At 71.4% G+C, this 26,357-nt stretch carries 23 protein-coding genes, 1 tRNA gene and 1 pseudogene; 19 read left to right on the top strand and 6 right to left on the bottom strand.

The features are described from left to right. Positions 1-57 precede the first annotated feature (57 nt). Positions 58-1,065: an SEC-C domain-containing protein gene (locus CIB93_RS20215; RefSeq protein WP_096628636.1), complete on the bottom strand. Its 1,008-nt coding sequence runs from the start codon at positions 1,063-1,065 to the stop codon at positions 58-60. A gap of 312 nt (positions 1,066-1,377) precedes the next feature. On the opposite strand from CIB93_RS20215, the gene CIB93_RS20220 reads away from it, so the two are divergent. From CIB93_RS20220 to CIB93_RS20235, 4 genes are all read left to right on the top strand, one after another. Beyond that, positions 1,378-2,202, top strand: coding sequence for a class E sortase (locus CIB93_RS20220; RefSeq protein ID WP_096628637.1), 825 nt, complete (start codon positions 1,378-1,380; stop codon positions 2,200-2,202). 123 nt (positions 2,203-2,325) lie between these two features. Next, positions 2,326-2,664 carry a DUF6412 domain-containing protein gene (locus tag CIB93_RS20225; protein WP_096628639.1) on the top strand — a complete coding sequence of 113 codons (339 nt, stop codon included), beginning with the start codon at positions 2,326-2,328 and terminating at the stop codon, positions 2,662-2,664. Between the two features lie 113 nt (positions 2,665-2,777). After that, the gene (locus tag CIB93_RS20230; protein WP_096628640.1) at positions 2,778-3,548 is read left to right on the top strand and encodes a YidC/Oxa1 family membrane protein insertase; all 771 of its coding nucleotides are present in this window, start codon (positions 2,778-2,780) and stop codon (positions 3,546-3,548) included. Positions 3,549-3,684: 136 nt separating this feature from the next. Further along, a complete protein-coding gene (locus CIB93_RS20235) occupies positions 3,685-4,545 on the top strand; it encodes a fumarylacetoacetate hydrolase family protein (protein WP_096628642.1) in 861 nt (286 codons plus the stop codon). A 174-nt stretch (positions 4,546-4,719) separates the two neighbouring features. Here the strand turns inward: CIB93_RS20235 and CIB93_RS20240 are convergent, their stop codons facing one another. Together CIB93_RS20240 and CIB93_RS20245 are read right to left on the bottom strand one after the other, a co-directional pair. After that, entirely contained in the window at positions 4,720-5,202 is a 483-nt protein-coding gene (locus CIB93_RS20240) for a heme-degrading domain-containing protein (RefSeq protein ID WP_096628643.1), read from the bottom strand. Further along, the gene (locus CIB93_RS20245; RefSeq protein WP_096628645.1) at positions 5,199-6,314 is read right to left on the bottom strand and encodes a Gfo/Idh/MocA family oxidoreductase; all 1,116 of its coding nucleotides are present in this window, start codon (positions 6,312-6,314) and stop codon (positions 5,199-5,201) included. Before CIB93_RS20245 ends, CIB93_RS20240 begins: the two co-directional genes overlap by 4 nt. Positions 6,315-6,388: 74 nt before the next feature. Between CIB93_RS20245 and CIB93_RS20250 the strand changes: the two genes are divergently transcribed. From CIB93_RS20250 to CIB93_RS20315, 14 genes are all read left to right on the top strand, one after another. Next, on the top strand, positions 6,389-7,570 hold the full coding sequence (locus CIB93_RS20250) for an ROK family transcriptional regulator (protein ID WP_257002264.1): 1,182 nt from the start codon (positions 6,389-6,391) through the stop codon (positions 7,568-7,570). Between the two features lie 208 nt (positions 7,571-7,778). Beyond that, complete coding sequence (locus CIB93_RS20255; RefSeq protein ID WP_257002265.1) at positions 7,779-8,792, top strand: peptidase; 1,014 nt, start codon at positions 7,779-7,781, stop codon at positions 8,790-8,792. 237 nt (positions 8,793-9,029) lie between these two features. Beyond that, positions 9,030-9,800, top strand: coding sequence for a GntR family transcriptional regulator (locus CIB93_RS20260; RefSeq protein WP_096628646.1), 771 nt, complete (start codon positions 9,030-9,032; stop codon positions 9,798-9,800). A 230-nt stretch (positions 9,801-10,030) separates the two neighbouring features. After that, a complete protein-coding gene (locus tag CIB93_RS20265) occupies positions 10,031-11,155 on the top strand; it encodes a TIGR03364 family FAD-dependent oxidoreductase (protein ID WP_096628647.1) in 1,125 nt (374 codons plus the stop codon). 4 nt (positions 11,156-11,159) lie between these two features. After that, a complete protein-coding gene (locus tag CIB93_RS20270; protein ID WP_257002266.1) occupies positions 11,160-11,921 on the top strand; it encodes a phosphonatase-like hydrolase in 762 nt (253 codons plus the stop codon). Then, complete coding sequence (locus CIB93_RS20275; RefSeq protein ID WP_096628649.1) at positions 11,918-13,102, top strand: ABC transporter ATP-binding protein; 1,185 nt, start codon at positions 11,918-11,920, stop codon at positions 13,100-13,102. The genes CIB93_RS20270 and CIB93_RS20275 overlap by 4 nt, the downstream gene beginning before the upstream one ends. Continuing rightward, positions 13,099-14,022 (top strand): 2-aminoethylphosphonate ABC transporter permease subunit, encoded by a 924-nt coding sequence (locus tag CIB93_RS20280; protein ID WP_096628651.1) that lies wholly within the window; start codon positions 13,099-13,101, stop codon positions 14,020-14,022. Before CIB93_RS20275 ends, CIB93_RS20280 begins: the two co-directional genes overlap by 4 nt. Beyond that, positions 14,009-14,806: an ABC transporter permease gene (locus CIB93_RS20285; protein ID WP_096628652.1), complete on the top strand. Its 798-nt coding sequence runs from the start codon at positions 14,009-14,011 to the stop codon at positions 14,804-14,806. The genes CIB93_RS20280 and CIB93_RS20285 overlap by 14 nt, the downstream gene beginning before the upstream one ends. A 73-nt stretch (positions 14,807-14,879) precedes the next feature. Beyond that, positions 14,880-15,932, top strand: coding sequence for a 2-aminoethylphosphonate ABC transporter substrate-binding protein (locus CIB93_RS20290; RefSeq protein ID WP_096628654.1), 1,053 nt, complete (start codon positions 14,880-14,882; stop codon positions 15,930-15,932). A gap of 165 nt (positions 15,933-16,097) precedes the next feature. Further along, on the top strand, positions 16,098-17,645 hold the full coding sequence (locus CIB93_RS20295) for an alkaline phosphatase family protein (RefSeq protein ID WP_096628655.1): 1,548 nt from the start codon (positions 16,098-16,100) through the stop codon (positions 17,643-17,645). A gap of 74 nt (positions 17,646-17,719) precedes the next feature. Beyond that, positions 17,720-18,526 carry an HAD-IIA family hydrolase gene (locus tag CIB93_RS20300; RefSeq protein WP_096628657.1) on the top strand — a complete coding sequence of 269 codons (807 nt, stop codon included), beginning with the start codon at positions 17,720-17,722 and terminating at the stop codon, positions 18,524-18,526. Positions 18,527-18,639: 113 nt separating this feature from the next. Further along, positions 18,640-19,200: a hypothetical protein gene (locus tag CIB93_RS20305; protein WP_096628658.1), complete on the top strand. Its 561-nt coding sequence runs from the start codon at positions 18,640-18,642 to the stop codon at positions 19,198-19,200. 1 nt (position 19,201) lies between these two features. Then, positions 19,202-19,915: a class F sortase gene (locus CIB93_RS20310; protein ID WP_096628660.1), complete on the top strand. Its 714-nt coding sequence runs from the start codon at positions 19,202-19,204 to the stop codon at positions 19,913-19,915. A 440-nt stretch (positions 19,916-20,355) separates the two neighbouring features. Then, positions 20,356-21,402, top strand: a complete 1,047-nt coding sequence (locus CIB93_RS20315) for a glycoside hydrolase family 6 protein (protein ID WP_096628662.1) — start codon at positions 20,356-20,358, stop codon at positions 21,400-21,402. Positions 21,403-21,518: 116 nt separating this feature from the next. Here CIB93_RS20315 and CIB93_RS20320 read toward each other — a convergent pair whose 3' ends face one another. The 3 genes from CIB93_RS20320 to CIB93_RS20330 form a co-directional block, all read right to left on the bottom strand. Beyond that, the gene (locus CIB93_RS20320; protein WP_096628664.1) at positions 21,519-23,456 is read right to left on the bottom strand and encodes a kelch motif-containing protein; all 1,938 of its coding nucleotides are present in this window, start codon (positions 23,454-23,456) and stop codon (positions 21,519-21,521) included. Next, positions 23,453-25,381 carry a glycosyltransferase family 2 protein gene (locus CIB93_RS20325; RefSeq protein ID WP_096628665.1) on the bottom strand — a complete coding sequence of 643 codons (1,929 nt, stop codon included), beginning with the start codon at positions 25,379-25,381 and terminating at the stop codon, positions 23,453-23,455. Before CIB93_RS20325 ends, CIB93_RS20320 begins: the two co-directional genes overlap by 4 nt. A 515-nt stretch (positions 25,382-25,896) precedes the next feature. Continuing rightward, positions 25,897-25,970, bottom strand: a tRNA-Lys gene (locus tag CIB93_RS20330). Positions 25,971-26,164: 194 nt separating this feature from the next. Here CIB93_RS20330 and CIB93_RS20335 point away from each other — a divergent pair. After that, a pseudogene (locus tag CIB93_RS20335) lies at positions 26,165-26,357 on the top strand (hypothetical protein); the annotation flags it as partial.

Here is a 26,357-nt window from a genome sequence, read left to right on the forward strand (position 1 = left end):
AGGAGCCGACATCGCACATCGCGGTTGTCGGCCCCTGCCAAGGACATGTAGTCAGCGTTACCCGACCCCGTGGCAAGCCACGTACGTTTCCCCCGACCCGCACCAGCAGGCCGCAGTGCGGGACGGGGGCCAGGGGGTGGCGCGGCCTCGGGCGGCGAGGGTAGTGGCGTACTGGGGGAGGAGGCCCGGGTCGGCCGGGGACGTTGCTTCGGAGGCGGCGAACGCTTCGTAGGAGGGGACCGTGCCCGTGACGATGCCCAGGTTCGGGGTGCCCGTCGTGTGGAGGTCGCGCAGGGATGCCTCCAAGCGGGACAGGTGGGTCTCGCGGTCCACGTACTCCTCGGTCAACTCGGGGTAGGCGGCCAGTAGTTCCTGGAGTTCCTGCTCGGGCCAGTGCAGTACCGCCACCGGGAACGGGCGGGAGAGCGCCGTGCGGTAGGTGCCCAGCTCCGCGCGGAGGCGGGCGATCTCGGCCCTCAGCTCGACCGGGTCCGAGGAGCCCAGCGACCACAGGCGTTTGGGGTCGTGGAGTTCGTCCAAGGGGACCGGGGCGGTGTGCAGATCGCCCGCCAGCTCGTCCCAGGCGTCATGGTCCAGCCCCATCAGCCGGCGTACCCGGTGGCGGCCGGTCAGCAGCGACTGCGTCGCGTACGGGACTTCCTCGCCGGGAGCCAGCAGCAGGGTCAGCGCGGTCGAGAAGAAATCGTGTGCCGACTCCAGCTCGTCGTGGGCCTCCAGGGTCTCGGCGGCCACCTGCCACGGCGCCGCGTTCAGCGGGCCCGCGGTGCGGAGGCCGTCGATGATCGCGCGAGCCTCGGCCTCGTGGCCGTACTCCCAGAGGTTGGCGGCCTTCAGGGCCTTGATCAGGTGAGGCTTGTCGACGGTGGACTCGGGGGCGGCGAGGAGGTCGTCGTAGAGCGTGCTCGCGCGGGCGCGGTCACCCGCGAGTTCCAGATGGGCCGCGGCCTGGAGGATCAGCGGTTCGTGGTCCTCGGGGTACTGCGCCGCGGTGCGGAGCAGACGCTCGGCTTCGGTGATGTGGTCGGCAGGCGTGTCGGGGCGCATGGATCACACGGTACTGCCGGAGAGCCGTGGCAGGGAGAAGAGGGCGAAGGAGGAGGAGTGAGGAGAAGCGGGAGGAGGCTGGAGAGTTGTGGGGTTTGGCCCTATCGTTCGCGCCCCCGGAGGCGGAGGGAGAGGGAGAGGCTACGTCCGGCTCCGCAAGGCCGGAGAGCCTCACAAAGCGGAACAGTCCCTGCAAGCGTGGCGAAGCCCGCAGGGTTGGGGAAGCTCCACCGGGTCGGAGAAGCCCGACCAGGTCGGAGAAGCCTCGCCAGGGTGGCGCAGCCCCGCGAAGACTGAAGAAGGGTGGCGGCGATGCCGGAGCGCGGGGCGGTTCCCGCGGTGCGAGGGCACGCGCGGTACGTACTCGCCCGCGGGCTCTGGGCGTCCGCCGAGCTCGTCGTGACCCTCGGGCTCGTCCTCCTGCTCCTCGTCGCTCATCAGCTGTGGTGGACCAACCGGGAAGCGCGCGCGGACGCCGGGCGGACCGTTCAGGAACTCCAGCGGGAGTGGGACGAATCTCCTGCCGTTGACGACCGTGACGACCGTGACGGCCGTACGGGGATGGGGACCGATACGGGGGAGGAGAGTGTGGGGGGCCCTGGTCCTTCTTCCTCCGGTCGTGCGTCCGGTGCGCCCGCCGCGCCGGACGCCTCCGCCAGCCGTACCCGCCCCTCCACCCCCCGCTGGGACCAGGCCTACGCCGTACTGAGCATCCCCCGTATCGGCCTCACCGCCCCCGTAGCCGAGGGCACCAGCAAGGGCGGGGTGCTCGACCGGGGGTATGTCGGGCACTACGTCCGCACCGCACAGGCCGGGCAGGCCGGGAACTTCGCGCTCGCCGGGCACCGCAACACCCATGGTGAGCCCTTCCGGCGCATCGACGGGCTGAGGCGCGGCGACCGGATCACCGTCGAGACCCGGGACGCCGTCTACACGTACACCGTCGACAAGCGCCTCGCGCGGACCGCCCCCTCCGACAGCGGGGTCATCGCGCCCGTGCCGCGCAGCAACATCACGACCTCCGTCGGGTACAGCGAGCCCGGGTACTACCTGACGCTCACCACCTGCACCCCCGAGTTCAGCTCCCGCTACCGGCTCGTCGTCTGGGGGAAGCTCACCGCGATGAGCCCGCGATGAGCCCGCGGTGAACAACGCGCGCACGAGCAGTGCCGCTGGGCGAATCCGGTCATCGTGTACGAGGAAAGGTCGTGTATAACGAAAGATGAAGATGAACGGGACCACGGACAGGGGGTGAGCGCCATGCGGGACGCCGACGTCCTGCGGCACGCGTTCGCCCGGTTGTTCCGGCCCGCCGGACTCCTCGTCCTCCTTCTCACCGAGGTCCTCCTCGCCGAAGGCGGCAGCCTCTCCGCCGCCGTCGCGCTCGCAGCCACCGCCGCGGCCGGATCCGCGCTCCTCGCCTGCTCCGTCATCAGCGCCCGCTGCGCGCCGCCGGTGCCCCGCACCCGGGTCCGTACGGCCATCAGGGACCGGGAGCAACGCACCGCGTTCCTTCCGCAACGAGACCCCGACGCCCGCGGCCGCACCCGGCCCCGAGCACCCGGGCATGCCCTCCTGACGGCCGCCGTCGCCGCGTAGGGCTCCCGCACTTCATCCCGTAGCGCCCCGCGCCCTTCCACGCCGGTCGTCATGCCGAGTACCGAGCACCACGTACTTCTCCCGGCACGACGAGACCCCCGGAGGGCTCACCCATGTCCGCCTTCATGTCCGCCTTCGCGAGCCTGGTCGGCTCCCTCGCCGACCTGGTCCAGCCGCTGTTCCACAGCGCTTCCACCGCCGTCGCGATCATCTTGTTCACCGCCCTAGTACGGCTCGCCGTCCACCCGCTCTCGCGGGCCGCCGCCCGAGGCCAGAAGGCGCGCAGCCGTCTCCAGCCGCAGATCGCCGAACTCCGCAGGAAGCACGGGAAGAACCCCGAGCGGATGCAGAAGGCGATCATGGAACTGCACGCCGCCGAGAAGGTATCGCCGCTCTCCGGCTGCCTGCCGAGCCTGCTCCAGATGCCCGCGTTCTTCCTGCTCTACCACCTGTTCTCCAGCGGCTCCATCGGCGGCGAGCCCAACGCGCTCCTCAGCCACGACCTGCTCGGCGCGCCGCTCGGCGGGCGCTGGCACGACGCCCTAGCGCACGGCGGGGTGTTCGGTGCGCAGGGGTGGGTCTACCTGGGGCTCTTCGCGCTCGTCGCGGCCGTCGCCACGTTCAGCTACGGACGGACCAAGCGGCAGCTGGCAGCCAACCCGATGACGCCCGCCACCGGCCCCGACGGGCAGCCGATGCCGGGCCTGGACACGATGACGAAGGTGATGCCGCTGCTGTCCTTCGCGACCTTGATCACCGTGGCCGTCGTCCCGCTCGCCGCCGCCCTGTACGTCGTCACCACGACCACCTGGACCGCCTTCGAGCGGGCCTGGCTGTACCGAGACATGTCCGCGCCCGGCGGCGCCATGGCCACAGCGGCGTAAACCGGCCGGTCAGTGCTCCGGTCCAGTGTGTGAACGAGGTCTTGCGGAGTGATCGCAACTCTTGGAGGATCAGCCAAGCCCTTCGTCGGCCGCACCCCGCCGAAAGGCTTCACCTCGACCAAGAGGAGTTGGACCGTTGAAGCTGCTTCGAGTCGGTACGGCGGGCGCCGAGCGCCCCGCGCTTCTCGACCGCGACGGGACACTGCGTGATCTGTCGGGGATTGTCCCCGACATCGACGGCGAACTGCTCGCCGACGCCTCCGCGCTCGCCCGGGTACGGGCGGCCGCCGACGCGCCCGGTGTGCTGCCCGCCCTCGATCCGGCGGGGCTGCGCATCGGGCCGCCGCTGGGACGCATCGGCAAGATCGTGTGCATCGGGCTGAACTACCACGACCACGCCGCCGAGACGGGTGCGGCGATTCCGGCGGAACCGATCCTCTTCTTCAAGGCCCCCGACACCGTCGTCGGACCCGAGGACACGGTGCTCGTGCCGCGCGGCAGCCGTAAGACGGACTGGGAGGTCGAGCTGGCGGTCGTCATCGGGCGTACCGCCCGGTACCTGGGCTCCGCCGAGGAAGGGCTCGCGCACGTCGCCGGATACGCGACCGCGCACGACGTCTCGGAGCGCGAGTTCCAGATCGAGCGCGGCGGCACCTGGGACAAGGGCAAGAACTGCGAGACGTTCAACCCGCTGGGCCCCTGGCTCGTCACCGCCGACGAGGTGCCCGACCCGCAGGCCCTGCCGCTGCGCCTCTGGGTCAACGGCGAGCTGAAGCAGGACGGCACCACCGCCGACCAGATCTTCCCGGTCGGCGAGGTCGTCCGCTACCTCAGCCACTTCATGGCGCTCTACCCGGGCGACGTCATCAACACCGGTACGCCCGCCGGGGTCGCGATGGGGCAGCCCGAGCCGAAGCCGTACCTGAGGGCAGGCGATGTGGTGGAGCTGGAGGTCGAAGGGCTCGGCAGACAGCGGCAGGAGCTGAAGGGGGCGTAGGCCCTGCGGAGCCCGGAGGGCGCTGTCACCTCGCCGGTGACGGCACCCCCGGTCCCGTACCGGCTGGTCCTGTAGCCGCCGTACCTGTATCCGCCGGTCCCGTACCCGCCCTCGTACGTACGTCCTCTCACGTGCGTACGTCTCTCACGCGTAGGTCTCCCACGTGTACGTCTCTCACGCCCCCGGCGTCGCCGTGAACTGCTCCAGCGCCTCGACCACCATCGCGTGGTCCTCCGCCTGCGGCAGCCCGGACACCGTGACCGCGCCGATCACCCCCGCGCCCTCCACCGCGATCGGGAACGAACCGCCGTGCGCGGCGTACGTGTCCGGGTCCAGGCGCGAGGACTCCTCGAACGTCGTTCCCTTCGCGCGGAACCGGGTGCCGACCAGGTACGAGCTCTCGCCGTACCGCTCGACCACCTTGCGCTTGCGGTCGATCCAGGCGTCGTTGTCCGCACTCGAACCGGGCAGCGCCGCGTGGAACAGCTGCTGCGCGCCGCGCCGGATGTCGATCGCCACCGGGGCATGCCGTTCCCGGGCCAGCGCGACCAGCAGGCTGCCGAGCGCGAGCGCGTCGTCGCAGGAGAAGCGGGGGAGGGTGAGCCGGCGCTCCTGGGCGATCAGCTCGGCGATGGTGGGGGAGGAGGTGGTGCTCATGCGTGCTGCTCCTCTTCGTCGTGGTGCGGCAGAAGCGTGACCGAGGCGCCCTCGCGGGCCGAGCGGCGGGCCGCCTCCAGTACGTCCAGGGCGGCGGCCGCCTGGAGCGCGGTGACCGGGTTCCGGCCCGAGCCGCGTACGGCGGCGGCGACGGCAGCGTAGTACGCGGGGTAGTCGCCGGGGAGCGTACGGACCGGGGTGCCGCCGCCGGTCAGCGGGGACTCGCCGGAGCCGAGGCGGCCCCACAGCTCCGGCCCCTCCTCGCCCCACGGCTCACGGGCCGTCGGGCGCAGGCCCTCGCGCAGGGCGGCCTCCTGCGGGTCCAGGCCGTACTTCACATAGCCCGCCTTCGAGCCCAGCACCCGGAAGCGCGGGCCGAGCTGGGCCGTGGTGGCGCTGACGTACAGGTGCGAGCGGACCCCGTTGGCGTGGGTGATCGCGATGAACGTGTCGTCGTCCGCCGCCGCGCCCGGACGCCTCATGTCGGACTCCGCGTACACCTGGACCGCCGGGCCGAACAGCACCAGGGCCTGGTCGACGACATGGCTGCCCAGGTCGAACAGCAGACCGCCGATCTCCTCCGGGTCGCCCGACTCGCGCCAGCCGCCCTTCAGCTGCGGCCGCCAGCGCTCGAAGCGGGACTCGAAGCGCTGCACCTCGCCCAGCTCGCCGTCGGCGATCAGCGCGGCGAGGGTACGGAAGTCGTTGTCCCAGCGGCGGTTCTGGAAGACCGAGAGCAGCAGCCCTCGCTCCTCGGCCAGCGCCGCGAGCTCGCGGGCCTCGGCGCCGGTTCCGGCGATCGGCTTGTCCACGACCACCGGCAACCCGGCCTTCAGCGCGGCCGTCGCCAGCGGGACGTGCGTCTTGTTCGGGGCGGCGATCACGACGAGGTCCAGCTCGCCGGCGCGCTCCCACAGCTCGTCCGGCGAGCCGGTGAACCGCACGTCCGGATACGCGGCGCGGGCCTCGGCCCGGCGCTCCTCGTTCGACGTGACGATCGTGTCGAGAACCAGGCCGCCGGTCGCGGCGATCAGCGGGGCGTGGAAGACGGACCCGGCCAGGCCGTAGCCGATGAGGGCCACGCGGAGAGGGGCGGGGGCGTTGACAGTCATGACTTCCACTTAAGCAACGCTGTTGCCAAAGTGCAAGCGACCGGCACAATGGGACGGGTGAAGGGGAGTGGACCGTGAACACGAGCAGGGCGAAGGCCCCGGCCGGGGTGAATCTGCCGGCGCTGCGCCACCACAACGCCGCGCTGGTGCTGGACCTGCTGCGGGGGGCCGGGGCGGAGGGCATCAGCCGGCTGGAGCTGGCCGAGGGCACCGGCCTCACCCCGCAGGCCGTCAGCAAGATCACCGCCCGGCTGCGGGAGGACGGGCTCGCCGCCGGTGCGGGCCTGCGCCCCTCCACCGGCGGCAAGCCGCGCACGGTGCTGCGGCTGGTCCCCGACGCCCAGTTCGCCGTCGGGCTGCACCTGGACCGTGACGGGCTCACCGCCGTTCTGGTCGACCTCGCGGGCCGGTCGGTCGCGGTCACCAGAGCCCCCCTCGACTTCGGCGCTCCGGCGGAGAAGGTGCTCGGCGACGCCGCGGAAGCCGTACGGGACCTGCGCGCGGCCGAGCCTCACAAGCCGTTGCTGGGCGTGGGGGTCGCGGTACCCGGTCCGCTGGATCACCGGGACGGCGTGCTGCACCGGGTGACCGGGTTCCCGCGGTGGGACGGGTACCCGCTGCGCGACGCGCTGGCCGAGCGGACCGGGCTGCCGGTCGTCGTCGACAAGGACACCAACGCCGCTGCCCTCGCTCTGGCCCTCGCCCGGGGCGGGCCGAGCGGTGACTTCGCCTACCTCCACCTCGGTACGGGGCTCGGCGCGGGCCTCGTCCTGGGCGGCGAGGTGCACCGGGGCGCGCGGACGGGCGCGGGCGAGTTCGGCCACCAGACCCTCCAGCTGGACGGGCCGCTGTGCGAGTGCGGGGGGCGCGGCTGCGTCGAGGCCCTGTGCCTGGCCGCCGAGGCGCGCGGGGACCGGGGCGAGGCGGCCCGGGTCCTCGGAACGGGCGCGGCGAATCTGGTCGGCCTGCTCGACATCGACCGGGTGGTGCTGGGCGGGCGCACGGTGGCGGCCGACGAGGACGCGTACGTACGGGGCGTCCGGGCCGTGATCGAGGAGCGGGCCGCACGGGGCGGCGGGGCGGGCGCGGGGGTGAGCGTCACCGTCGCGGCTGGTGGTGACCGGCCGGTGGCGGAGGGCGCGGCGCAGCTGGTGCTCGCGCCGGTGTTCGGGCGGGTGGGGGTAGGGGCTGGGGGTTGGGGACTGGGGCAGAGGCCCGGGGGGAGGCAGGCGGCCAGCGGGGGCAGCAGGGGGTAGTGGAGGGCAGCGGGGTAGCGGGCGTAGAGGGTCGGCGAAGTGGGGCCTGGGTTTCGGGGTGGGGCCGGACTTCGAGGTGCGGTCGGGTGATCCTATTAATTGGGTCGGCATGTCGACTCTCTGGGTTCGCGCGCGCGTGGTTGCGTCGGAGGTCATCACCGGTGGCCATCGCCCCGGTCGTTCGCGAGCAGCGAAGGGTGCCTCCCTCATGCCCCCCACCTCTGTGTCCCCCACCTCCTGTGCGCGGCCGCGTGACTGCCGCGTGCTCGCCGCCCTCGGGCTGGCCGCCGGGATCGCGGTGCCCGCCGTGCTTCTGGGCGGACCGCAGGCGGCCGCCCTCTCGGCTCCGGCCACTCAGGTCTCCTTAGCCGCCGAGGCCGCGGCCCTCGACGAGCAGCCCGCCTGTGGCGCCCCGGACGCCAAGGAGTTCCCCATCGAGACCCGGATTCAGGGCGCCCCGGGCACGTACGCCTCCGGGGGCGGTTACGGCACCTGGTTCCTGGAGCTCACCAACACCACCGACGCCTCCTGCCGGGCCCTGCACCCTGTCCTCGTCCTCGCCGACCGCGACCGACGGCTGGCCGCGGAGCAGATCCAGCTGGAGTTCACCGAGCCCGGGCGTCCCGGCACCGTGCACCGCGCCGCCTGGGAGACCACCGACCACGACGAGCAGATCGGCGTCTTCGGGGGCGATAGGGCGGGCGCCGCACGCGATTCGGGCGACTCGGACAACGCGTTCCGAGGGCTCACCGTCCCCGCCGGAAAGACCGTGGCTGTACGTGTCCGGATGGCGTTCACCTCCGACACGGACCCCGGGCCGGTCACCGCCCACGCCGCTGTCGTCCAGCGCATCCACCGGGACGAGGCCAAGGGCGGCGGGCGCGAGGACGGTGACTGGGTGGGGGAGTCGAAGGAGTACCCGTTCGTGATCGTCGACGGCGCCACAGACAGCGTCCGCGAACCGGAACGCCCCGACCCCGGGCGCACCGGCGCGGGCAAGGAGACGCTCCCGGAGACCGGGGGCGGCGACGGCGGGGGCAGGGACGGGGGCAAGGAGCGCCCCGGCCTTCCACCCCGCGACGGTGCCGGCCGACCGCTCCCCGAACTCGCCCGCACCGGGCCGGCATCCCTCGCCTGGGCCGGGGCCACCGCCGGAGCCCTGCTGCTCGGCGGAACCGCCCTCCTGGCCTACGCCCGCCGCTCGCGGCGCACGGCGGGCTGACGGCCACCCGGGCCGGGCATCCGCCCGCGACCTGCACCGAACCCTCGCCCCGCGCCCGCCTCTGCTGTCCGTCCCGCGCGGCCTGAAGCGAATCCCCCGCCCGCCCCCCCCGCAGCTCACCCCGACGGCCCGGACCGAACGCCCCCCCCGTGCCCGTATGTCCGTACCCCTCCTATCCGTACCCCTCCTATCCGTACCCCCGCCCAGGTGTTCACGTACGTCTGCCACCATCGGGCCGTGGACTACCCGAACGGCCAGGCACCTGGCGCACCGATCCGCTCCGGCATCCCCGAGCACGGCCGCATCCCGAAGTACTACGCCGTCAAGGCCCGCATCGCGGTGCTGCTGGACGAGCTGGGCGAGGGCGGGTTCCTGCCCACCGAGCGGGAGCTCGCCCAGCAGCACGAGGTCTCGCGCGAGACCGTCCGCCAGGCCCTGCGCGAACTGCTCCTGGAAGGGCGGCTGCGGCGGCAGGGGCGCGGGACCGTCGTCGCCGGACCCAAGCTGGAACAGCCGCTCTCCCTCGCCAGCTACACCGAAGGAGTCCGCCGCCAGGGCAGACGGCCCGGCCGTAACCTCATCGGCCTGGAACGCTTTCCCTGCCCGGAGGCGCTCGCCGCCGAGGTCGGGGTCGGGCGGGGCGAACCGGTCTGGCACCTGGAGCGCGTGCTGCTCGCCGACGACGAGCGGGTCGGCCTGGAGAGCACGTACGTCGCCGTCGACCGCGTCCCGGACCTGGACACGCGGTTCGACCCCGACTCCTCCTTCTACGCCCACCTCCGCGAACGCCTCGGCATCGCCTTCGGCGACGCGGACGAGCGGATCGAGACGGTCCTCGCGACGCCCCGCGAGGCCCTGCTCATCGGGACCCCGCCCGCCCTGCCGATGCTCCTGATCCACCGGCTCTCCCGGGACACGGAGGGGCGGCCGCTGGAGCGGGTACGGACCCTGTTCCGGGGGGACCGCTTCTCCTTCTCCGCCCATCTGAAGGGCGAAGGGCGGGACTGAAGCGGGACGAAGGCGGGACTGAGGCGGAGTGGGGAGGCAGGGCCGGGTCGGACCGCGGCGGACCTGCGTGGCGGGGCCGAGGCGGGGCTGACGTCGGAATCCGGCGGTGATGGCCATCCCGCCTCTTGTAACTAAACGATAACGGGTCTGGTCCAAACTTGATGGGTCGTTCACCGTCCCGTCGGTGACCGGACGCACCCGGGACACCCGCCCCCAGGAGCGTGGCCGCCGTGAGAGTCATCGTCGTAGGAGCCGGCGTGGTGGGAACCATGCACGCCTGGCATGCAGTCAGTCGCGGCCACGAGGTCGTACAGATCGAGCGCGAGAGTGAGGCGCGCGGGGCATCGCTCCGCAATTTCGGACAGATATGGGTCAGTGGCCGGGCTGGTGGCGATGAGCTGGAAACCGCGCTGCGCGCACGGGAGTTGTGGGAGGAGGTCGGGCGGCGGGTGCCCGGGCTCGGCTTCCGGGCCTGTGGTTCGCTCACCCCGCTGCGGACCGCCCGCGAGGTCGCCGTCGCCGAGGCGGCGCTCGTCCGGCCGGACGCGGCGGCGCGCGGCTACAAGCTGCTCACCGCCGCCGAGGCCCGCGCGCTCAACCCGGCCCTGCGCGGCGCGTACATCGCTGCCCTGTGGTGCGAGCGGGACGCGGCGGTCGAACCACGCACCGCCCAACTCGCCCTGAAGCAGGAGCTGCTGGACTCGGGTCGCTACACCTACCTCGGCGGCCGCGAAGTGCGGGACGTCGCCGGAACCGCTTCGGTGCGCGACGACCACGGTGACGTCCACGCCGGCGACGCCGTCATCCTGGCGACCGGCGCCTGGCTCGGCGGGCTCGTCCGCGAACTCGCCGGGCCCGAACTGCCCGTGCGTCGCGTCCGCCTCCAGATGATGCAGACCGACCCGCTCGGCGAGCCCCTCACCACCTCGGTCGCCGACGCCGACAGCTTCCGCTACTACCCCGCGTACCGGAGCGAGGCGCTCGACGCCCTCAACACCGGGCAGCCGCAGGACCCCGTCGCGGCCGAACACCGCATGCAACTCCTCATGGTGCAGCGTGGCGACGGCGGGCTGACCATCGGGGACACCCACGAGTACGAGCACCCCTTCGCCTTCGACACCGTCGAGGAGCCGTACGAGCACCTCGTCCGGGTCGTCGAGTCCTTCCTCGGCCGCCCGCTGCCGCGCATCCGCCACCGCTGGGCAGGTGTCTACGCCCAGTGCGCGGACACCTCCCGAGTCGTCCACCGGCAGCAGGTGCGCGACGGGGTCTGGCTCGTGACCGGACCCGGCGGGCGTGGCATGACGTGCTCGCCCGCCATCGCCGAAACGACCGCCGACCAACTGGGCTGGTGACCTCATGACTTCAGCAACGCAAGCAACCCAAGCGACGCAAGCAACCCAAGCAACCCAAGCGGCACAGGCGGCGGCCGGTAACCGCTTCGGACTTGTCGTCCTGGACATGGCCGGGACCACCGTCGCCGACGGCGGTCTCGTCGAGCACGCCTTCTCCGCCGCAGCCCAACGCCTGGGGGTGGCACCGGAATCCGAGGAGTACGAGCGCCAACTCGCCTATGTCCGAGCCACTATGGGCGAGTCGAAGATCTCCGTCTTCCGGCACCTCTTCGGGGAGGAGGAGAGGGCTCAGTACGCCAACACCGCCTTCGAGGAGGCGTACGGGGCACTCGTCGACGGCGGCCGTATCGCCCCGCTCCCCGGCGCGCGGGAAGCCGTCGAGCGGCTCACCGCAGAGGGGCGGACCGTCGTCCTGACCACCGGGTTCGCCCGCACCACCCAGGACGCCATCCTCGCCGCCCTCGGCTGGCAGGACCTCGTCCCCCTCACCCTCTGCCCCGCCGACGCGGGCGGCCGGGGGCGCCCCTGCCCGGACATGGTCCTGGCCGCCCTCCTGCGCACCGGGGCGGTGGACGACGTCCGGCGGATCGCGGTCGCCGGGGACACCTCGTACGACATGCTCAGCGGAGTACGCTCCGGCGCCGGGCTCGTCGCGGGGGTCCTCACCGGTGCCCACGGCCGGGACCAGCTCGACCGGCACGGCGCGACCCACGTCCTCGGGTCGGTCGCCGAGCTGCCCGACCTGATCGCGCGGGCCGAGGCGTGACGGACCTCCCCACCTCCAACCCGCTCGCCACCGCCACCGTCCCCACCCCCACCGCCCCCAGCGGCATCCGCTTCGACGGCGTCACCGTCGCGTACGGCCGGACCGTCGTCCTCGACCGGCTCGACCTCACCGTCGAACCCGGCGAGGTCATGGCCCTCCTCGGACCCTCCGGCTCCGGCAAGACCACCGCCCTGCGCGCGGTCGCCGGGTTCGTCCGGCCCGCGTCCGGGCGGGTTCTCCTCGGTGGCCGGGACGTCACCGCCCTGCCCCCGCACCGGCGCGGCATCGGCATGGTCGTCCAGCAGTACGCCCTCTTCCCCCACCTCAAGGTCAAGGGCAACGTGGCCTTCGGGCTCAAAGCCCACCGCACCCCGAAGGCCGAGATCCCCGGCCGGGTCGCCGAGGCCCTGGAACTCGTCGGTATGGCCGCGTACGCCGACCGCCACCCGCGCGAACTCTCCGGCGGCCAGCAGCAGCGCGTCGCCATCGCCCGCGCTCTCGCGATCCGCCCCGGCGTCCTGCTCCTGGACGAACCGCTCTCCGCACTCGACGCCCGGCTCCGCTCCGGCATGCTCGCCGAACTTGCCCGACTTCACCGCGAGTTGCCGGACGTTTCCATCCTGTACGTCACCCATGACCAGGTCGAGGCGCTCACCCTGGCCGACCGCATCGCCGTGATGGACCGCGCCCGGCTCCAGGACTGCGGCACCCCCGAGGAGCTCTACCGCCGACCCCGTACGGAGTTCACCGCCTCGTTCGTCGGCAACGCCAACCTGCTCCCCGTCACCGTCACAGGCGACGGGAGCGTCGAGCTCAGCAGCCCCGAGAAAGGCCCCGAGCACCGCCCCGAGCACCGCCCCGAGGGCGACGATGGTCGAACCGCCCGCCGCCCCCTCGCCGTCCCCACCGACACCGCCGCCCCCGGAGCCACCGCCACCCTCTGCGTCCGGCCGCACCTCGTCGGCCTCGGCGCCGGGCCCAACGGGCTCACCGGCACAGTCACCGAGGTGCAGTGGCGCGGTTCCACCCACCGCGTCCACGCCGACATCGACGGACACCACGTCATGGCCGACCTCCGCGAACTGCGCGAGCCCCCGGCCCTCGGCGACCGTGTCACCCTGCACTTCGCGGCCGAGGACGCGGTGCTGCTGCCGGCGGGAACGACGGGGGGCAGCTCATGACCCCCACCGCCACCACCCCTGCCGCCACCGGCACAGCTTCAGCCGTCCCCCTCCCCACCGGACCCGCCCCCGCCCCCAACCCCGCCTCCGCACGTCCCCGCTCCATCCCCACCTGGGTCTGGGCCCTCCCGCCCGTCGTCGCCCTCGCGCTCGCGTTCCTCTACCCCCTGGCCCTCGTCGTCCAGCAGTCCTTCACCCCCGAAGAGGGCGGCGCCTCACTCGGCCCGTACGCCGAGGTCTTCGCCTCCGCCGTCTTCCGCGACGCGCTCGCCACCACCGTGTGGCTCGCCGTCGGCTCGACCGTGGGCTGCCTCGTCCTCGGGTTCGTCCTCGCGCTGGTGATCGCGTTCGTCCCGTTCTCCGGCGGCAGGGCGGTGGCCCGGTTCGTCGACGTCTTCCTCTCCTTCCCGTCCTTCCTGATCACGCTGGCGCTGCTGTTCATCTACGGCTCGGTCGGTATGGCCAACGGGCTGTGGACCGACGTCACCGGGGCAGCGGACGGGCCCTTCCGCTTCCTGACGACCCCCTGGGGCGTGCTGCTCGCCGAGATCACGTACTTCACGCCGTTCGTCATGCGCCCGCTGCTCGCCGCGTTCTCGCAACTCGACACCGGGCAGCTGGAGGTGGCCTCCTCGCTCGGCGCGGGACCCGTCCGGATCATCCGGCAGGTGATCCTGCCCGAGGCGCTCCCGGCGCTCGCGGCGGGCGGCAGCCTCGTCCTGGTGATGTGTCTCAACGAGTTCGGGATCGTCCTGTTCACCGGGGCCAAGGACGTCACGACGCTGCCGATGCTCGTCTACAGCAAGGCGATCCTGGAGTCGGACTACGCGGCCGCCTGCGTCGTCGCCGTCGTCAACATCGCTGTCTCCGTGGGCCTTTACAGCCTCTACCGGGTGGTGAGCCGTCGTGCTGGTGCATAGCCGGGCCGGGAAGTGGGCCACCTGGGCCGTCTTCCTCCTCCTCTTCGTCCCGCTCTTCGCGGTGCCCCTGCTCGTCATCCTCGCCGCGTCCCTCGCCACCAACTGGTCCGGCGCGTTCCCCTCCGGACCCACCGCCGCACGCTACGCCGCCGCTACCAACGGCGACTCGCTCCAGGCGCTGACCACCAGCCTGGTCACGGCCCTGGCCGCGAGCGTGCTGGCCCTCGTCCTCGGTGGCTGGGCCGCTCTCGCCGCCGCCTCTCTCCGCGAGCGCGGGAAGCGGCTCCTGGACGCGCTGTTCATCCTGCCGGTCGCCGTGCCTTCGGTGGTCGTCGGCCTCGCGGTTCTGGTGGCGTTCAGCCAGCCGCCCATCCTGCTCAACGGGACGCGCTGGATCGTGATCCTCGCCCACACCGTCCTGGTCACCGCGTTCGCCTACCAGTCGGTCGCGGCCGCCGTACGCCGCCTGGACCCGATGTACGAACAGGCAGCCGCCGGTCTCGGTGCCGGTCCCGCCCGCGTCCTGTGGCGGGTCAGGCTGCCGCTGCTGCTGCCCTCGCTCACTTCGGCCACCGGGCTCTGCTTCGCCCTGTCCATGGGGGAGTTGAGCGCCACGATGATGCTCTACCCGCCGGACTGGACCCCGCTCCCGGTGCAGATCTTCGCCGCCACCGACCGGGGCTCGCTCTTCACCGGCGCCGCGCTCGCCGTGGTCCTGATGACGACGACGCTCCTCGTGCTCGCCGCCGTCTCCCGTATCCGGACGCGCGCTTCGTACCGCTGACCCGCCCCCGTACCGCTTCCTGCCTCACCCCCCTCACCCCGCCCCTCACCCCCTCTTCACCCGGAGACATCCCATGCGCAAGCCTGCCCGCACCCTCGCCCTTCCCCTGGCCGTCCTCGCCGCTCTCACCCTCACCGCGTGCGGTGGCTCCTCCGCCGCCGATGAGAAGTCCGTCACCGTCTACAGCGCCGACGGCCTCAAGGGCGAGAACGGCAACGGCTGGTACGACAAGGTCTTCGAGGACTTCGAGAAGAAGACCGGCATCAAGGTCAAGTACGTGGAGGGCGGCTCCGGCGAGATGGTGCAGCGCGCCGCCCGCGAGAAGGCCAACACCCAGGCCGACGTCCTCGTCACCCTGCCGCCCTTCATCCAGCAGGCCGACGCCAAGGGGCTCCTCACGGCGTACGAGCCGGAGGGCGCCGACCGGGTCGACGGCGCCGACCGGGCGGCCGACGGGAAGTGGACCTCCATCGTCAACAACTACTTCGCCTTCATCCACAACAAGAAGGAGCTGAAGACGCCCCCCACCACCTGGGAGGAGCTGCTGAAGAGCTCCTACAAGGAGAAGATCCAGTACTCCACCCCCGGCGTCGCGGGCGACGGCACCGCCGTCCTCATCAAGGCCATGCACGACTTCGGCGGCCAGGAACCCGCCATGGCCTACCTCAAGAAGCTCCAGGCCAACAACGTCGGGCCCTCCGCCTCCACCGGCAAGCTCGCCCCCAAGGTCGACAAGGGGGAACTCCTCGTCGCCAACGGGGACGTACAGATGAACTTCGCGCAGTCCAAGGACATGCCCAACCTCGCCATCTGGTTCCCCGCGAAGGAGGGCGGAAAGCCCACCAGCTTCGCTCTCCCGTACGCGGCCGGGCTCGTGACGAACGCCCCGCACAGCGAGAACGGCAAGAAGCTGCTCGACTTCCTCCTCTCCGAGCAGGCGCAGCGCGACGTCAGCGCGGTCGGCGGGGGCTTCCCGGCCCGCAAGGACATCAAGGCCACCGACGCCAACGCCGTCGAACTGGCCGGGCTGATGGAGGGCGTGGAGATCTTCGAGCCCGACTGGTCGGACATCGGCACCAACCTGGACACGTACATCGACGCCTGGAAGTCGGCCACCGGAAGCTGACCGGCCACCTTTCGGCCACGGATTCCTGCGAACGTCTGTTCCCGCGATGCGAAGGTCTGGACTCGGCCCGCTTGTCTCGTCAAGGTAACAGGTCTGGTCCATAAGGCAGTTCACGTCCAGCCCCGTCCAGCCCCGACCCACCCGCCCCTCTCTCCGGAGGATCACGTGTCCCGGTCCCGACCCCTGTCCCGCCGCTCCGTGCTCGCCACCACCGCCGCAGCGGCCACCGCCGCCGCCGTCGGCCCCCTTGCCACGGCCCCCGCCGCGTACGCCGCGCCCACCCTCCCCGACGGCACCAGCAAGGACAAGGTGCTCGTCGTCGGCATCGACGGGCTGCGCCACGACGTCATCGCCGCAGCGAACGCCCCGCACCTCAAGTCGATGATGGCGAAAGGCACGTACGGCACCTCCCTGCTGTACGCCAACCCGATGGCCGCCACCTCCTCCGGCCCCGGCTGGTCGACCATCTCCACCGGAGTGTGGCCCGACAAGCACCGCGTGAAGGACAACTCCTTCGCCGGGAAGAACTACGGGCAGTACCCGGGCTTCCTCGCCCGCCTCGCCCAGGTCCGCCCCCAGCTCTCCACCTACGCGGCCGTCGACTGGAAGCCCCTGGACACCCAGGGCACCGTCACCCCGGGCGCGGACGCCAAGCTCGTGCTGGACGGTGACCGCGACGGTTACACCGGCCACGACGCCACCATCGCCGCCGAGACCGAGTCGATCCTCCGCGACCAGAACCCGGACGTCCTGTTCGTCTACTTCGGGCAGGTCGACATCGTCGGCCACAACCAGGGTGCGGCCAGCCCGCGTTACCGCGAGGCGACCGAGGTCGTGGACGGCCACCTCGGCCGCCTCCTCGCCGCGATCAGGGCCCGGCCCTCGTACGCCACCGAGCGCTGGACCGTCATCGTCGCCACCGACCACGGCCACACCGACTCCGGCGGCCACGGCGGCAGCGCGATCGAGGAGCGGCGCACCTTCGTCCTCGCCCAGGGCCCCGGCATTGCCGCCGGTGCCACGCCCGGCGACACCCGTCTCGTCGATGTCGCCGCCACCGTCTTCAAGCAGCTCGGCATAGCCCCGGACCCCTCCTGGGGACTGGACGGCAAGCCGATCCAGGAGCGCTCCACCGACCCCTTCGAGGCGCTGTACCCCTCCCTCTCCGCCCGCGTCGACGAGACCGGCATCCCGGCGGGCGTCCTCGGCTGGACGCACACCGCGCCCAGCGGCTGGTCGGTCGTCAACTCGGCGATGGGCACCGGAGGCGTCACCGAGTGGCGCGGCTGGGCTTTCGCCACCGACGAGTTCTGGAGCCGCAGCCACCGCGACCAGTCCCGTGAGCTGAACGTGCGCTCACGCGGGGTCTTCGCGGTCGCCGACTCCGACGAGTGGGACGACAAGGCGTCCTCCGGCCGGTACGACTCCACGCTCGTCACCCCGGCGTACGCGGTCGGCGGCAGGTCCACCGTGACGCTCGGCTTCACCACCCTCTACCGGCAGGAGGGCAGGCAGAGCGCCCGGGTACTCGCCTCCTGGAACGGCGGCACCCCCGTCGTGGTGAAGAGCTACACGTCCGACGTGATCTCCCAGCCCCAGTCCCTGACCCTGGACGTGCCGGCCGGGGCCGCCAACGTGAGCTTCCGGTTCCACTACACCGGCAGCAACAACTGGTACTGGGTGATCGACGGGGTCAAGGTCGCCACCGGCTAATTATGCTGGGGGTGCCGGGACGGCGTGGTCCGGGCACCCCCAGCACGCAGTGCGTACGGCAGGAGTCCCGACACATGGCAGAGCGCAAGCCGATCACATCCTGGCTCACCGACATGGACGGCGTCCTCATCCACGAGGGCACCCCCATCCCCGGTGCCGATGCCTTCATCAAGCGGCTGCGGGATTCCGGGCTGCCCTTCCTCGTCCTCACCAACAACTCCATCTACACCGCGCGCGACCTGCACGCCCGGCTCAGCCGCATGGGCCTGGACGTGCCCGTGCGGAACATCTGGACCTCCGCGCTCGCCACCGCCCAGTTCCTGGACGACCAGCGCCCCGGCGGCACCGCGTACGTCATCGGCGAGGCGGGCCTCACCACCGCCCTGCACGACATCGGGTACGTCCTGACCGACCACGCCCCCGACTACGTGGTGCTCGGCGAGACCCGTACGTACAGCTTCGAGGCCCTCACCAAGGCGATCCGGCTGATCAACGGCGGCGCCCGCTTCATCTGCACCAACCCCGACGAGACCGGCCCGTCCGCCGAGGGCCCGCTGCCCGCCACCGGTTCGGTCGCCGCCCTCATCACCAAGGCCACCGGCAAGGAGCCGTACTTCGCGGGCAAGCCCAACCCGCTGATGATGCGGACCGGGCTGAACGCCATCGGCGCGCACTCCGAGACCAGCGCCATGATCGGCGACCGGATGGACACCGACGTGCTGGCGGGCCTGGAAGCGGGGATGCAGACCTTCCTGGTCCTCACCGGGCTGACCGGTGTCGCGGACATCGACCGCTACCCGTTCCGGCCGTCCACCGTGGTCGACTCCATCGCGGACCTGGTCGATCTCATCGATCTGCCCGACCAGGCCGACCGTTCCTGACCTGAGCGAACCGCATCCGCAGTGGCCCGGGCACCGCCCGGGTCTCGCCCGAATGGGGGGCTGCGGATGCGGGGCCCGGCCGCAGGCGTGAACCTTCCTGTAGGAGGTTCACGATGCGTTCCATGCCCATCACTTTCTGTGCCGCAGCGGCGGCCGCGCTCATAGCCGTGCCCGCCCCCGTCGCGCTGGCATCCCCGGCCGCCCCGGCCGGTGACGACGACCGAGGCACCGTCTCGGTCACCCCGTCCACGATCGCCCCGGGCGGGCAGGTGGAACTGTGGGTCGACGCCTGCGGCAAGGGCCGCCGGGCCAAGGGCAACTCCGACGCCTTCGCCTCGGCCGTCCAGTTCCGCCCCGGCGACAGAAAGGGCCTCTTCGCCGAGGCCCGTATCCGGTCCGACGCCGAACCCCGCTCCTACGACGTCTGGGTGACGTGCGAGGACAGCAACGGCAAGGCGACCGGCACCCTCACCGTCATCCACCACAACCGGCCCTCGCCCGCCGCACCCGTCAAGGCGGGCGGCGGAGGCACCGCCACCCTCGCCGAACGGGCCGTCGAGTCCGAGGGGCCCGGCACCCGGCACGCGGTGACCGGTCTGGTGCTCGCCGCCGTCGCTGCCGTCGCCGTCGCCCTGCGCAGCTCGCGCCGCCGACGCGGCCCGGCCGGCCACTGACATGAGCGCCCCGGACCGCCCGGCAGGCACCGGGCGACTGCTCACGGGAGTCACCTGGGCCGTGCTGCTGCTCGGCCTGTGGCTCTGGGGCCGGGAGGCCGGCGGCGGGCTCGGCGGCCTGTCCGGGCCCACCACCGGTGACGTGGCCGCGGTCGGCCGCCCCCTCGGCACCCCGCTGCCCCCGGCCCACGACCCGCTCGACGGTGTCGCCCCCGAGCGCGTCGACGTCCCCTCCGCGGGGATCTCGGCCCCGGTGATCGCGCGCGGCCTCGACGAGGACGGGGCCATCGACCCGCCCCCGTACGGGATGCCGAAGACCGCGGGCTGGTACGGCGACGGCACCGCACCCGGCGCGAAGGGCGCGTCCCTGTTCGTCGGCCACGTCGACACCGAGACGAAACCGGCCGTCTTCTACGGGCTCAGCGCGGTGAAGCCCGGTGCGAAGATCAAGGTCACCCGGACCGACGGCAGCGTCGCGGAGTTCACCGTGGACGACGTCCAGGTCGTCACCCGCGAACGCTTCGACGCGAGGACGGCGTACGGGCCCCGAGAGGACGGCCGGGCCGAGCTGCGGCTGATCACGTGCGGAGGCACGTACGACCACCGGACCCGCTCCTACTCGGCGAACGTGGTGGTCTCGGCCTACCTCACGGGCGCGAAGGACGCCCCCGGCGGCGGGGAGCGCGTGCAGGCGGCGCACGGGGGCCGGATCTGACCCGCCGCGCCACGGAACACGCGCAAGGGAACACCTTCAACGGAACACGCACGCCGGAACACGCACGCCGGAACACGCGCAACGGAATGCGTTCCACCCGGCCCGGTCGGCCGCCTCTCGGGGCGCGCCGACCGGGCCGGTCCTCGACCGCTTGCGCCCCGGCCGCGGGAGTCGCCTGGCGCGAAACGGGAGGTCGCGTGGCCTGTCGTCACTGTAGGGGGAGCGGCCGCGAGCATCACCGGTTTTCGAACAGGATGTCCGGAACCGGTGCCTCTGCGTGACCGTTGTAAGGGTGGGAGATGAGCCCGTCGTCACGGGGCCGGGCGCCCAGCCGACCGGCCGCGTGGGCTCTCCGCCGCTGTGCCAGGATGGTGCGGACCGGCAGCCCATCGGTGAATCCAGTGAGCGACAGTGCAGGCAGTGCACCCAAGGGGGAGTGGATGTACGGCAGTTACACCGGCCGGTCCCGGACGCGCAAGCGCGTGGCGGGCCTGAGGACGACCGGTACGGCAGCGGCGGTCGGGGCGGCCCTGCTGCTGGCGGGCTGCTCCGGTGACGGGGACGGTGGTGACAGGGACGCCGCGCCGACCGTCTCCCAGCAGCCCAAGGCCAAGGACCCGTACTGGGTCAACCCCGAGGGGAACGCGGCCCGCCAGGTCGCCGCGTACGAGAAGGACGGCGACGGCGAGAAGGCCGCGCTGATCCGGAAGATCGCCGAGCAGCCGGTCGGCGAGTGGATAAGTCCGGACAACGCGGAGAACCAGGTGAAGGGCGTCACCGAGGCGGCCGCCGCCGCGGACCGGGACGCCCTGCTGGTCCTCTACAACATCCCGCACCGCGACTGCGGCCAGTTCTCCAAGGGCGGCGCCGCCGACGGCCATGCGTACCGCTCCTGGCTGGACAGCGTCGCCAAGGGCATCGGGGACCGCAGCGCCACCGTGATCCTGGAGCCAGACGCCCTGCTCCACCTGGTCGACGGCTGCACGCCCCAGGAGTTCCACGAGGAGCGCTACGACCTCCTCAAGGGTGCGATCCAGCGGCTGAAGCAGCAGCCCGCCACCAAGGTCTACCTGGACGCGGGCAACGCGGGCTGGCAGTCACCCGACGCGCTCTACCAGCCGCTCCAGCGGGCCGGGATCGCCGAGGCGGACGGCTTCTCGCTCAACGTCTCCAACTTCCAGACGACGGCCGTCTCCACGGAGTTCGGCAAGAAGCTGTCGGAGAAGATCGGCAACAAGCCCTTCGTCATCGACACCAGCCGCAACGGCAACGGCCCCTACACCGGCGGCGACCCCGCCGAGAGCTGGTGCAACCCCCCGGGCCGCGCGCTCGGCGAGGCCCCGACCACCCAGACCGGCGATGACCTCGTCGACGCCTATCTGTGGATCAAGCGTCCCGGTGAGTCCGACGGCGACTGCAAGGGCGGCCCGAAGGCGGGCGACTGGTGGCCGGAGTACGCGCTGGGCCTGGTCCGCGCCACGAAGTAGCAACGCGAAGCAGCGGAAGGCCGGGCCCGGGAGACGTCACCCGGAGCGGCGGAAGGCCGCGCCCCGGGGAGACGGCCCCCGGGGCGCGGCCCGCAGCGCCGCCCACGTATGGGTGGCTACTCGGGCACCTCGACCCACATGCCCTCGGACGGCGTGCCCTCGGCGTCGGTGACGAACAGCATGTACCAGCCCGCGGGCACCAGCGCCCGGTTCTCCGGCACGGTGACAGTGATCCCGTCCGCCGACTTCTTCATCTCCAGCGCGATGGTGCGCTGGTCGGTGTCGGTGACATGGGTGACCGCCGAGGGCCGCATCAGCTTCGCCGAGGTGATCGAGGAGGCGTGCTGCGTGGTGAACAGGCCCGTACCGCCGCGCTCGATCTTCTTGGGCCCGGCCGTCAGCTCGGGCCGGGAGTCCCGGTAGAGGTAGGGCGGGGTGTAGATCTCGATGCGCTGCTCGAAGACGCCGGGCCGGGTGTTGGCCTTGTCCGAGAAGAGCGAGTCCGAACCGAAGATCATGACCCGCCCGTCCGGCAGCAGCACCGAACCCGAGTGGTAGTTCCGGCCCACCCGCGGATCGGCGACCCGCTTGTACGTGTCGCTCTTCGCGTCGTACAGCCGGGCCTGGAGCACGTCCGAGCCGCTGCGCCCCCGGTAGTCGTTGGAGCCGCCGGTCACCAGCAGCGAGTCGTCGGGGAGCAGGGAGGCGCTGGGGTAGCGGGTGCCCTCGGAGAGGGACGCGCCGTCGGTGAACCTGGGGTTCTTCTTCTGGAGGTCGACCAGCCGGGACTTCTCGCTGGACTTCTCCGACTCGCCGACCCCGCCGCCGCCGATCACCATGAACCTCTCGTCCTGGGCGGGGGGCAGCCGTACGGTCGCCGAGGTCTCCATCTGGTCCGGGTCGCTGAGCCCGGGGATCTTCTTGAACTTGTTGGTGGACAGGTCCCAGACGCCCGGGTCGCGCCCGACGTCCGCCGGGCCGTACCCGGCGTTGGAGCCGGAGTAGAAGAGCTTGCCGTCGTTGAGCAGGAAGACCGCCGGGTAGGTGGGGAACCTCCGCTCGATGCCGGTGTACTCCCACTTCTTGGTCTTCGGGTCGTAGATCTCGTCCTTGCCCGGGACGATCTGCCCGATCTCGTCCAGACCCGACAGTGCGAGGACCTTGCCGTCCTCCAGCGTCGTCAGGGTCGGATACCAGCGGGCCTCCTTCATCGGGTCGACGGTGATGTACTTCTCCGCCACCGGGTCGAACTCGAAGGCCTCGCGGATTCCCTGGAAGTCCTTCTTGTCCAGGGCCAGCTTCTGTGCGATCCCGTAGACGTTGCGGGTGTCCGAGCCGGACAGGCCCGCCACTCGGTAGTTGTCCTCGGTGCCGGTCTCGTACTTCTTGCCGGCCTTCTGCGCCTCGACGTAGATCCGGCCGAGCCCGGGGTCGTTGCGCAGGAACGCGCCGGTCTCCTTGTCGAAGACCTTGGTGGCCTTCTCGACCAGCACCGGGTCCTTGGAGACGAACGTCTTGCCGTTCTCCTTGCCGGTGAAGCGGGTGCCCGCGGGCAGGGTGATCGGCTTGTCCGGGTCCTCGTTGTGGACGATCATCAGGCCGCCGGCCTTGGTGACATCGCCCTCCAGCTTCTCGTAGCGCTTGGTGCCGCCGGCTATGAGGAGCTTGCCGTCGGGCAGCTGGGTGTGCCCGGCGCAGAACATGTCCTTGGGGGTGGGGATGTTCTTGAAGGTGTCCGTCTTCGGGTCCCACAGCACCGAGCGGAAGCTCTTCGCGTCGAAGTTCTTCTGGTTGTTGCCGGAGCCCGCGACGAGCAGCACCTTGCCGGTGTGCAGCAGCGCCGCGTGGATCGTGTTGATCCTGAACTCGGACGGGATGTCCAGGAAGGACCAGTGGCCGTTGGCCGCCTTGTACTCCTGCTGGTTGATCTTGTACTCGTGGTAGCGCTCGGTGCTGAAGCGGTACAGCCACGGCCCGTTCGCTCCCGCGAGCGCGAGAACCACCGCCGTACTGATCGCCAGGCGGCGTGTACGGCGGCTCGGACGGTACTTCATTTCTTACGTCCCCCAAGGGCGATCTGCATGGTCTGGTCGTTCCCGGGTGCCCCGGGCAGGGGCTGGGGCCGCGGCTCCGGGGCCGGTCCGCCGCTGCGGTGCGATCCTCCGCCTGCCCGGCGTTTCTTCTTCTCGGCGCGGATCGTGTACTTCCAGCCGATGATCGGCGCGGCGGTGATCAGCAGCGCGAGCGAGGCCCAGGTGACCATCGCGGGGTGGCTGTGGCCGAGGAAGAAGGAGGAGATCATCGAGGCGCCGAAGACGACGATGAAGAACAGGTGGATGCGGAACGTGCCGAAGAGGGTGTCCGGGCTGGACGAGTCGCCCTTGGGGGTCACCACGAAGGAGCTCTTGCGGCGCAGCACCGCGTCCATCAGCGAACGGGCGTAGATCGGGGCGGAGAGCGCGGACATCACCATGCCGGCGAGTCCGCCGGAGCCCTCGGGCTCGTGCGGCGAGACGTTGTGGCGGCGGTTCCAGATGTACAGCCCGATCTGGAGGGCGGAGGCGTTGCCGTACAGCATCATCCAGATCGTCGGGTCGATCTGGACACCGGAGGCGCCCATGCCGAGGAACAGCGCGCAGCTGAGAGCCGCGAGGATCCAGTTCAGGGCCGACATCGGATAGAAGATGATCATCATCGTGTAGTTGAAGAGCTTGCCGGGCGGCATTGTCCCGAAGCCCTTCCAGAACTGCCCGATGATCGTCTCGTACGTGCCCCGCGACCAGCGCAGCTGCTGGGTGAAGAAGTCCGTCCAGGCGGTCGGGCCCTCGCCGACGGCCAGCACGTCCGGGGTGTAGACCGAGCGCCACTTCTTGCCGGTGACCGGGTTGCGGTGGCGGTGGATCTCGAAGCCGGTGGCCATGTCCTCGGTGATCGAGTCGTACAGGCCGCCGATCTGCTTGAGCGCCGAGATCCGGACCGCGTTGCTGGTGCCGACGAACATGGGCGCGCCGTAGCGGTTGCCCGCGCGCTGGATCAGCGCGTGGAAGAGGAACTGCTGCGACTCGGCGGCCTTGGTGACGAAGGTGTCGTAGTTGCCGTAGACCTGCGGGCCGATGACGAAGCCGACGTCCGGGTCGCGGAAGTAGCCGAGCATCCGCTCCAGGTAGTTCGGCAGCGGGATGTGGTCGGTGTCGACCGAGGCGAAGAAGTCGTAGTCGCCGCCGTGCGCGTCCAGCCAGGCGTTGTAGTTGCCGTGCTTGGTCTTGGCGCGGTGCGGGCCCTTGGCCTGGTTCCAGTGGGCCACGCCCTTGCGGGAGAAGTGGTGCACACCGAGCCGGGCGCAGACCTCCTTGACCGCGGGGTCGTTGCCCTCGTCCAGCAGCCAGACGTGCATCAGACCGCGGTGGCGGATCTTCACGGCCGCCTCCAGGGTCTTCGTCACCATCTCCAGCGGTTCCTTGCCGGGAACGAAGGAGGTGAGGAAGGCGACCTTGGTGCCGGTCTCCGGGACCACCGGCACCGGGTCCCGGGCGACGAGGGTGGCGTGCGCGTTCGACAGGACGTTCATCGTGCGGAACAGCTCGATCAGGCCGATCGAGACCAGCATGATGATGTCGAGGACCAGCAGGAGGTCGTTGTCCAGGTTGGGGTCGCGGTCCGTCCAGTGGCTGGGCTGCATCAGCCAGGCGAAGAGGCCGAGCGAGACGAGCGGCGCCGCGCCGAGCAGGAGCGCCGCGCGCACCCGGTGCGGCTCCTGGGATATGAGCGAGCGGTACTGCACCTTGTACGGCTTGCCCGCGGGCGGCTGCGTCAGCGGCCCGGCGAGCCGGCTGTAGTGCTCGTAGTCGTAGCGCGGCAGCTCTTTCTCTTTCCGCGCACGCCGCCGCGGCGCCCCGGTCCGCAGCTGCTGCGGTATCCGGAGCTGTGTCGTCCGGGAAGCGTCGTTCTCCTGCCGGTCGCCTGGCGGCGTCGACGTCATGGGTCATCCCCCCGCACGCATGCTGGTGCGTGACTGCTCGGTCTCTTCGTGCGCGGTGGGTCCCCGTTCTTCACCGGGCACGCATACGGTGGCAAGCCACCGTTCCCACAGACATGGATCGGCAGCCTTCCGGTTGCATGATGCCCCCTCGGCGTCCGCCCTTGAGCGGGACCCCCACCCCTCGGCGCAGATAACCGGAACGTCACGCTCTGCTGCGTCAACTGTATGGATCAGCAGCCCCCTTGGGGGCGTCGGCCCCCAGACAGATTGTCCGACACTGAACGGGATCGCAAGGTTGAAACAGACTGTTTACCGGCCATACGCACGATTTGGGCACCAGTTATGGAGGGGGCGTGATGAAGTGACGATCAGCGCCCCCTTTCGCTCCGTCACTGCCTCGTGACGGTCCGATGCTCCCGCCGTTGCTGTGCGTGTGCGACTTCGGGTGTCACCGGGTATCGGACGGGGAATGATCAAGGCCCCCTCACTAAAAGTGAGGGGGCCTTGACTGTGCGTGCGCCGTCAGGGACTCGAACCCCGGACCCGCTGATTAAGAGTCAGCTGCTCTAACCAACTGAGCTAACGGCGCCTGCTGACCTGAAGAACTCTACCCGACTCCGAGGGGTGCTCCGGACCATTTACCGGACGCCACGCCCCGTCAGATGGTCGTTTTTTCTCATAAGTCCGTCAAAATGCGATACGTCGGGAGAGTTGAGAACGCTGACGCCCGTCGCGGCTGCACCCAGAGATCTTGACGAGTGACGAGTGCGGAGGGGACATCGCATGCCTGTGCCGGTCTTCGAGGAGTACGAGCCCGCCATCGACTGCACGTGCGCGGGGTGCGCCGTGCGCCGCCGCGCCGCCGCGAGGGCCCTGCCGGTGCGGTACGGCGGCCACCCGGCCGCGCACGGCGCCCGCCGAGCCCTGGTGCTGGCCACCGCCGCCGGGGTGGTCCTCTCCTGCGGGGCCGCCGGTG

Origin of the sequence: Streptomyces sp. WZ.A104 (assembly GCF_002382885.1) — a bacterium.
Classification (GTDB): domain Bacteria; phylum Actinomycetota; class Actinomycetes; order Streptomycetales; family Streptomycetaceae; genus Streptomyces.

Bases quoted from the DNA above. Each gene is read 5' to 3' on its own strand.
- CIB93_RS20300 (WP_096628657.1), top strand. From the start codon at position 17,720: ATGGCAGAGCGCAAGCCGATCACATCCTGGCTCACCGACATGGACGGC.
- CIB93_RS20325 (WP_096628665.1), bottom strand. From the start codon at position 25,381: ATGACGTCGACGCCGCCAGGCGACCGGCAGGAGAACGACGCTTCCCGG.
- CIB93_RS20240 (WP_096628643.1), bottom strand. From the start codon at position 5,202: ATGAGCACCACCTCCTCCCCCACCATCGCCGAGCTGATCGCCCAGGAG.
- CIB93_RS20255 (WP_257002265.1), top strand. From the start codon at position 7,779: ATGCCCCCCACCTCTGTGTCCCCCACCTCCTGTGCGCGGCCGCGTGAC.
- CIB93_RS20290 (WP_096628654.1), top strand. From the start codon at position 14,880: ATGCGCAAGCCTGCCCGCACCCTCGCCCTTCCCCTGGCCGTCCTCGCC.
- CIB93_RS20305 (WP_096628658.1), top strand. From the start codon at position 18,640: ATGCGTTCCATGCCCATCACTTTCTGTGCCGCAGCGGCGGCCGCGCTC.
- CIB93_RS20310 (WP_096628660.1), top strand. From the start codon at position 19,202: ATGAGCGCCCCGGACCGCCCGGCAGGCACCGGGCGACTGCTCACGGGA.
- CIB93_RS20270 (WP_257002266.1), top strand. From the start codon at position 11,160: ATGACTTCAGCAACGCAAGCAACCCAAGCGACGCAAGCAACCCAAGCA.
- CIB93_RS20315 (WP_096628662.1), top strand. From the start codon at position 20,356: ATGTACGGCAGTTACACCGGCCGGTCCCGGACGCGCAAGCGCGTGGCG.
- CIB93_RS20245 (WP_096628645.1), bottom strand. From the start codon at position 6,314: ATGACTGTCAACGCCCCCGCCCCTCTCCGCGTGGCCCTCATCGGCTAC.
- CIB93_RS20280 (WP_096628651.1), top strand. From the start codon at position 13,099: ATGACCCCCACCGCCACCACCCCTGCCGCCACCGGCACAGCTTCAGCC.
- CIB93_RS20320 (WP_096628664.1), bottom strand. From the start codon at position 23,456: ATGAAGTACCGTCCGAGCCGCCGTACACGCCGCCTGGCGATCAGTACG.
- CIB93_RS20215 (WP_096628636.1), bottom strand. From the start codon at position 1,065: ATGCGCCCCGACACGCCTGCCGACCACATCACCGAAGCCGAGCGTCTG.
- CIB93_RS20225 (WP_096628639.1), top strand. From the start codon at position 2,326: ATGCGGGACGCCGACGTCCTGCGGCACGCGTTCGCCCGGTTGTTCCGG.
- CIB93_RS20220 (WP_096628637.1), top strand. From the start codon at position 1,378: ATGCCGGAGCGCGGGGCGGTTCCCGCGGTGCGAGGGCACGCGCGGTAC.
- CIB93_RS20230 (WP_096628640.1), top strand. From the start codon at position 2,778: ATGTCCGCCTTCATGTCCGCCTTCGCGAGCCTGGTCGGCTCCCTCGCC.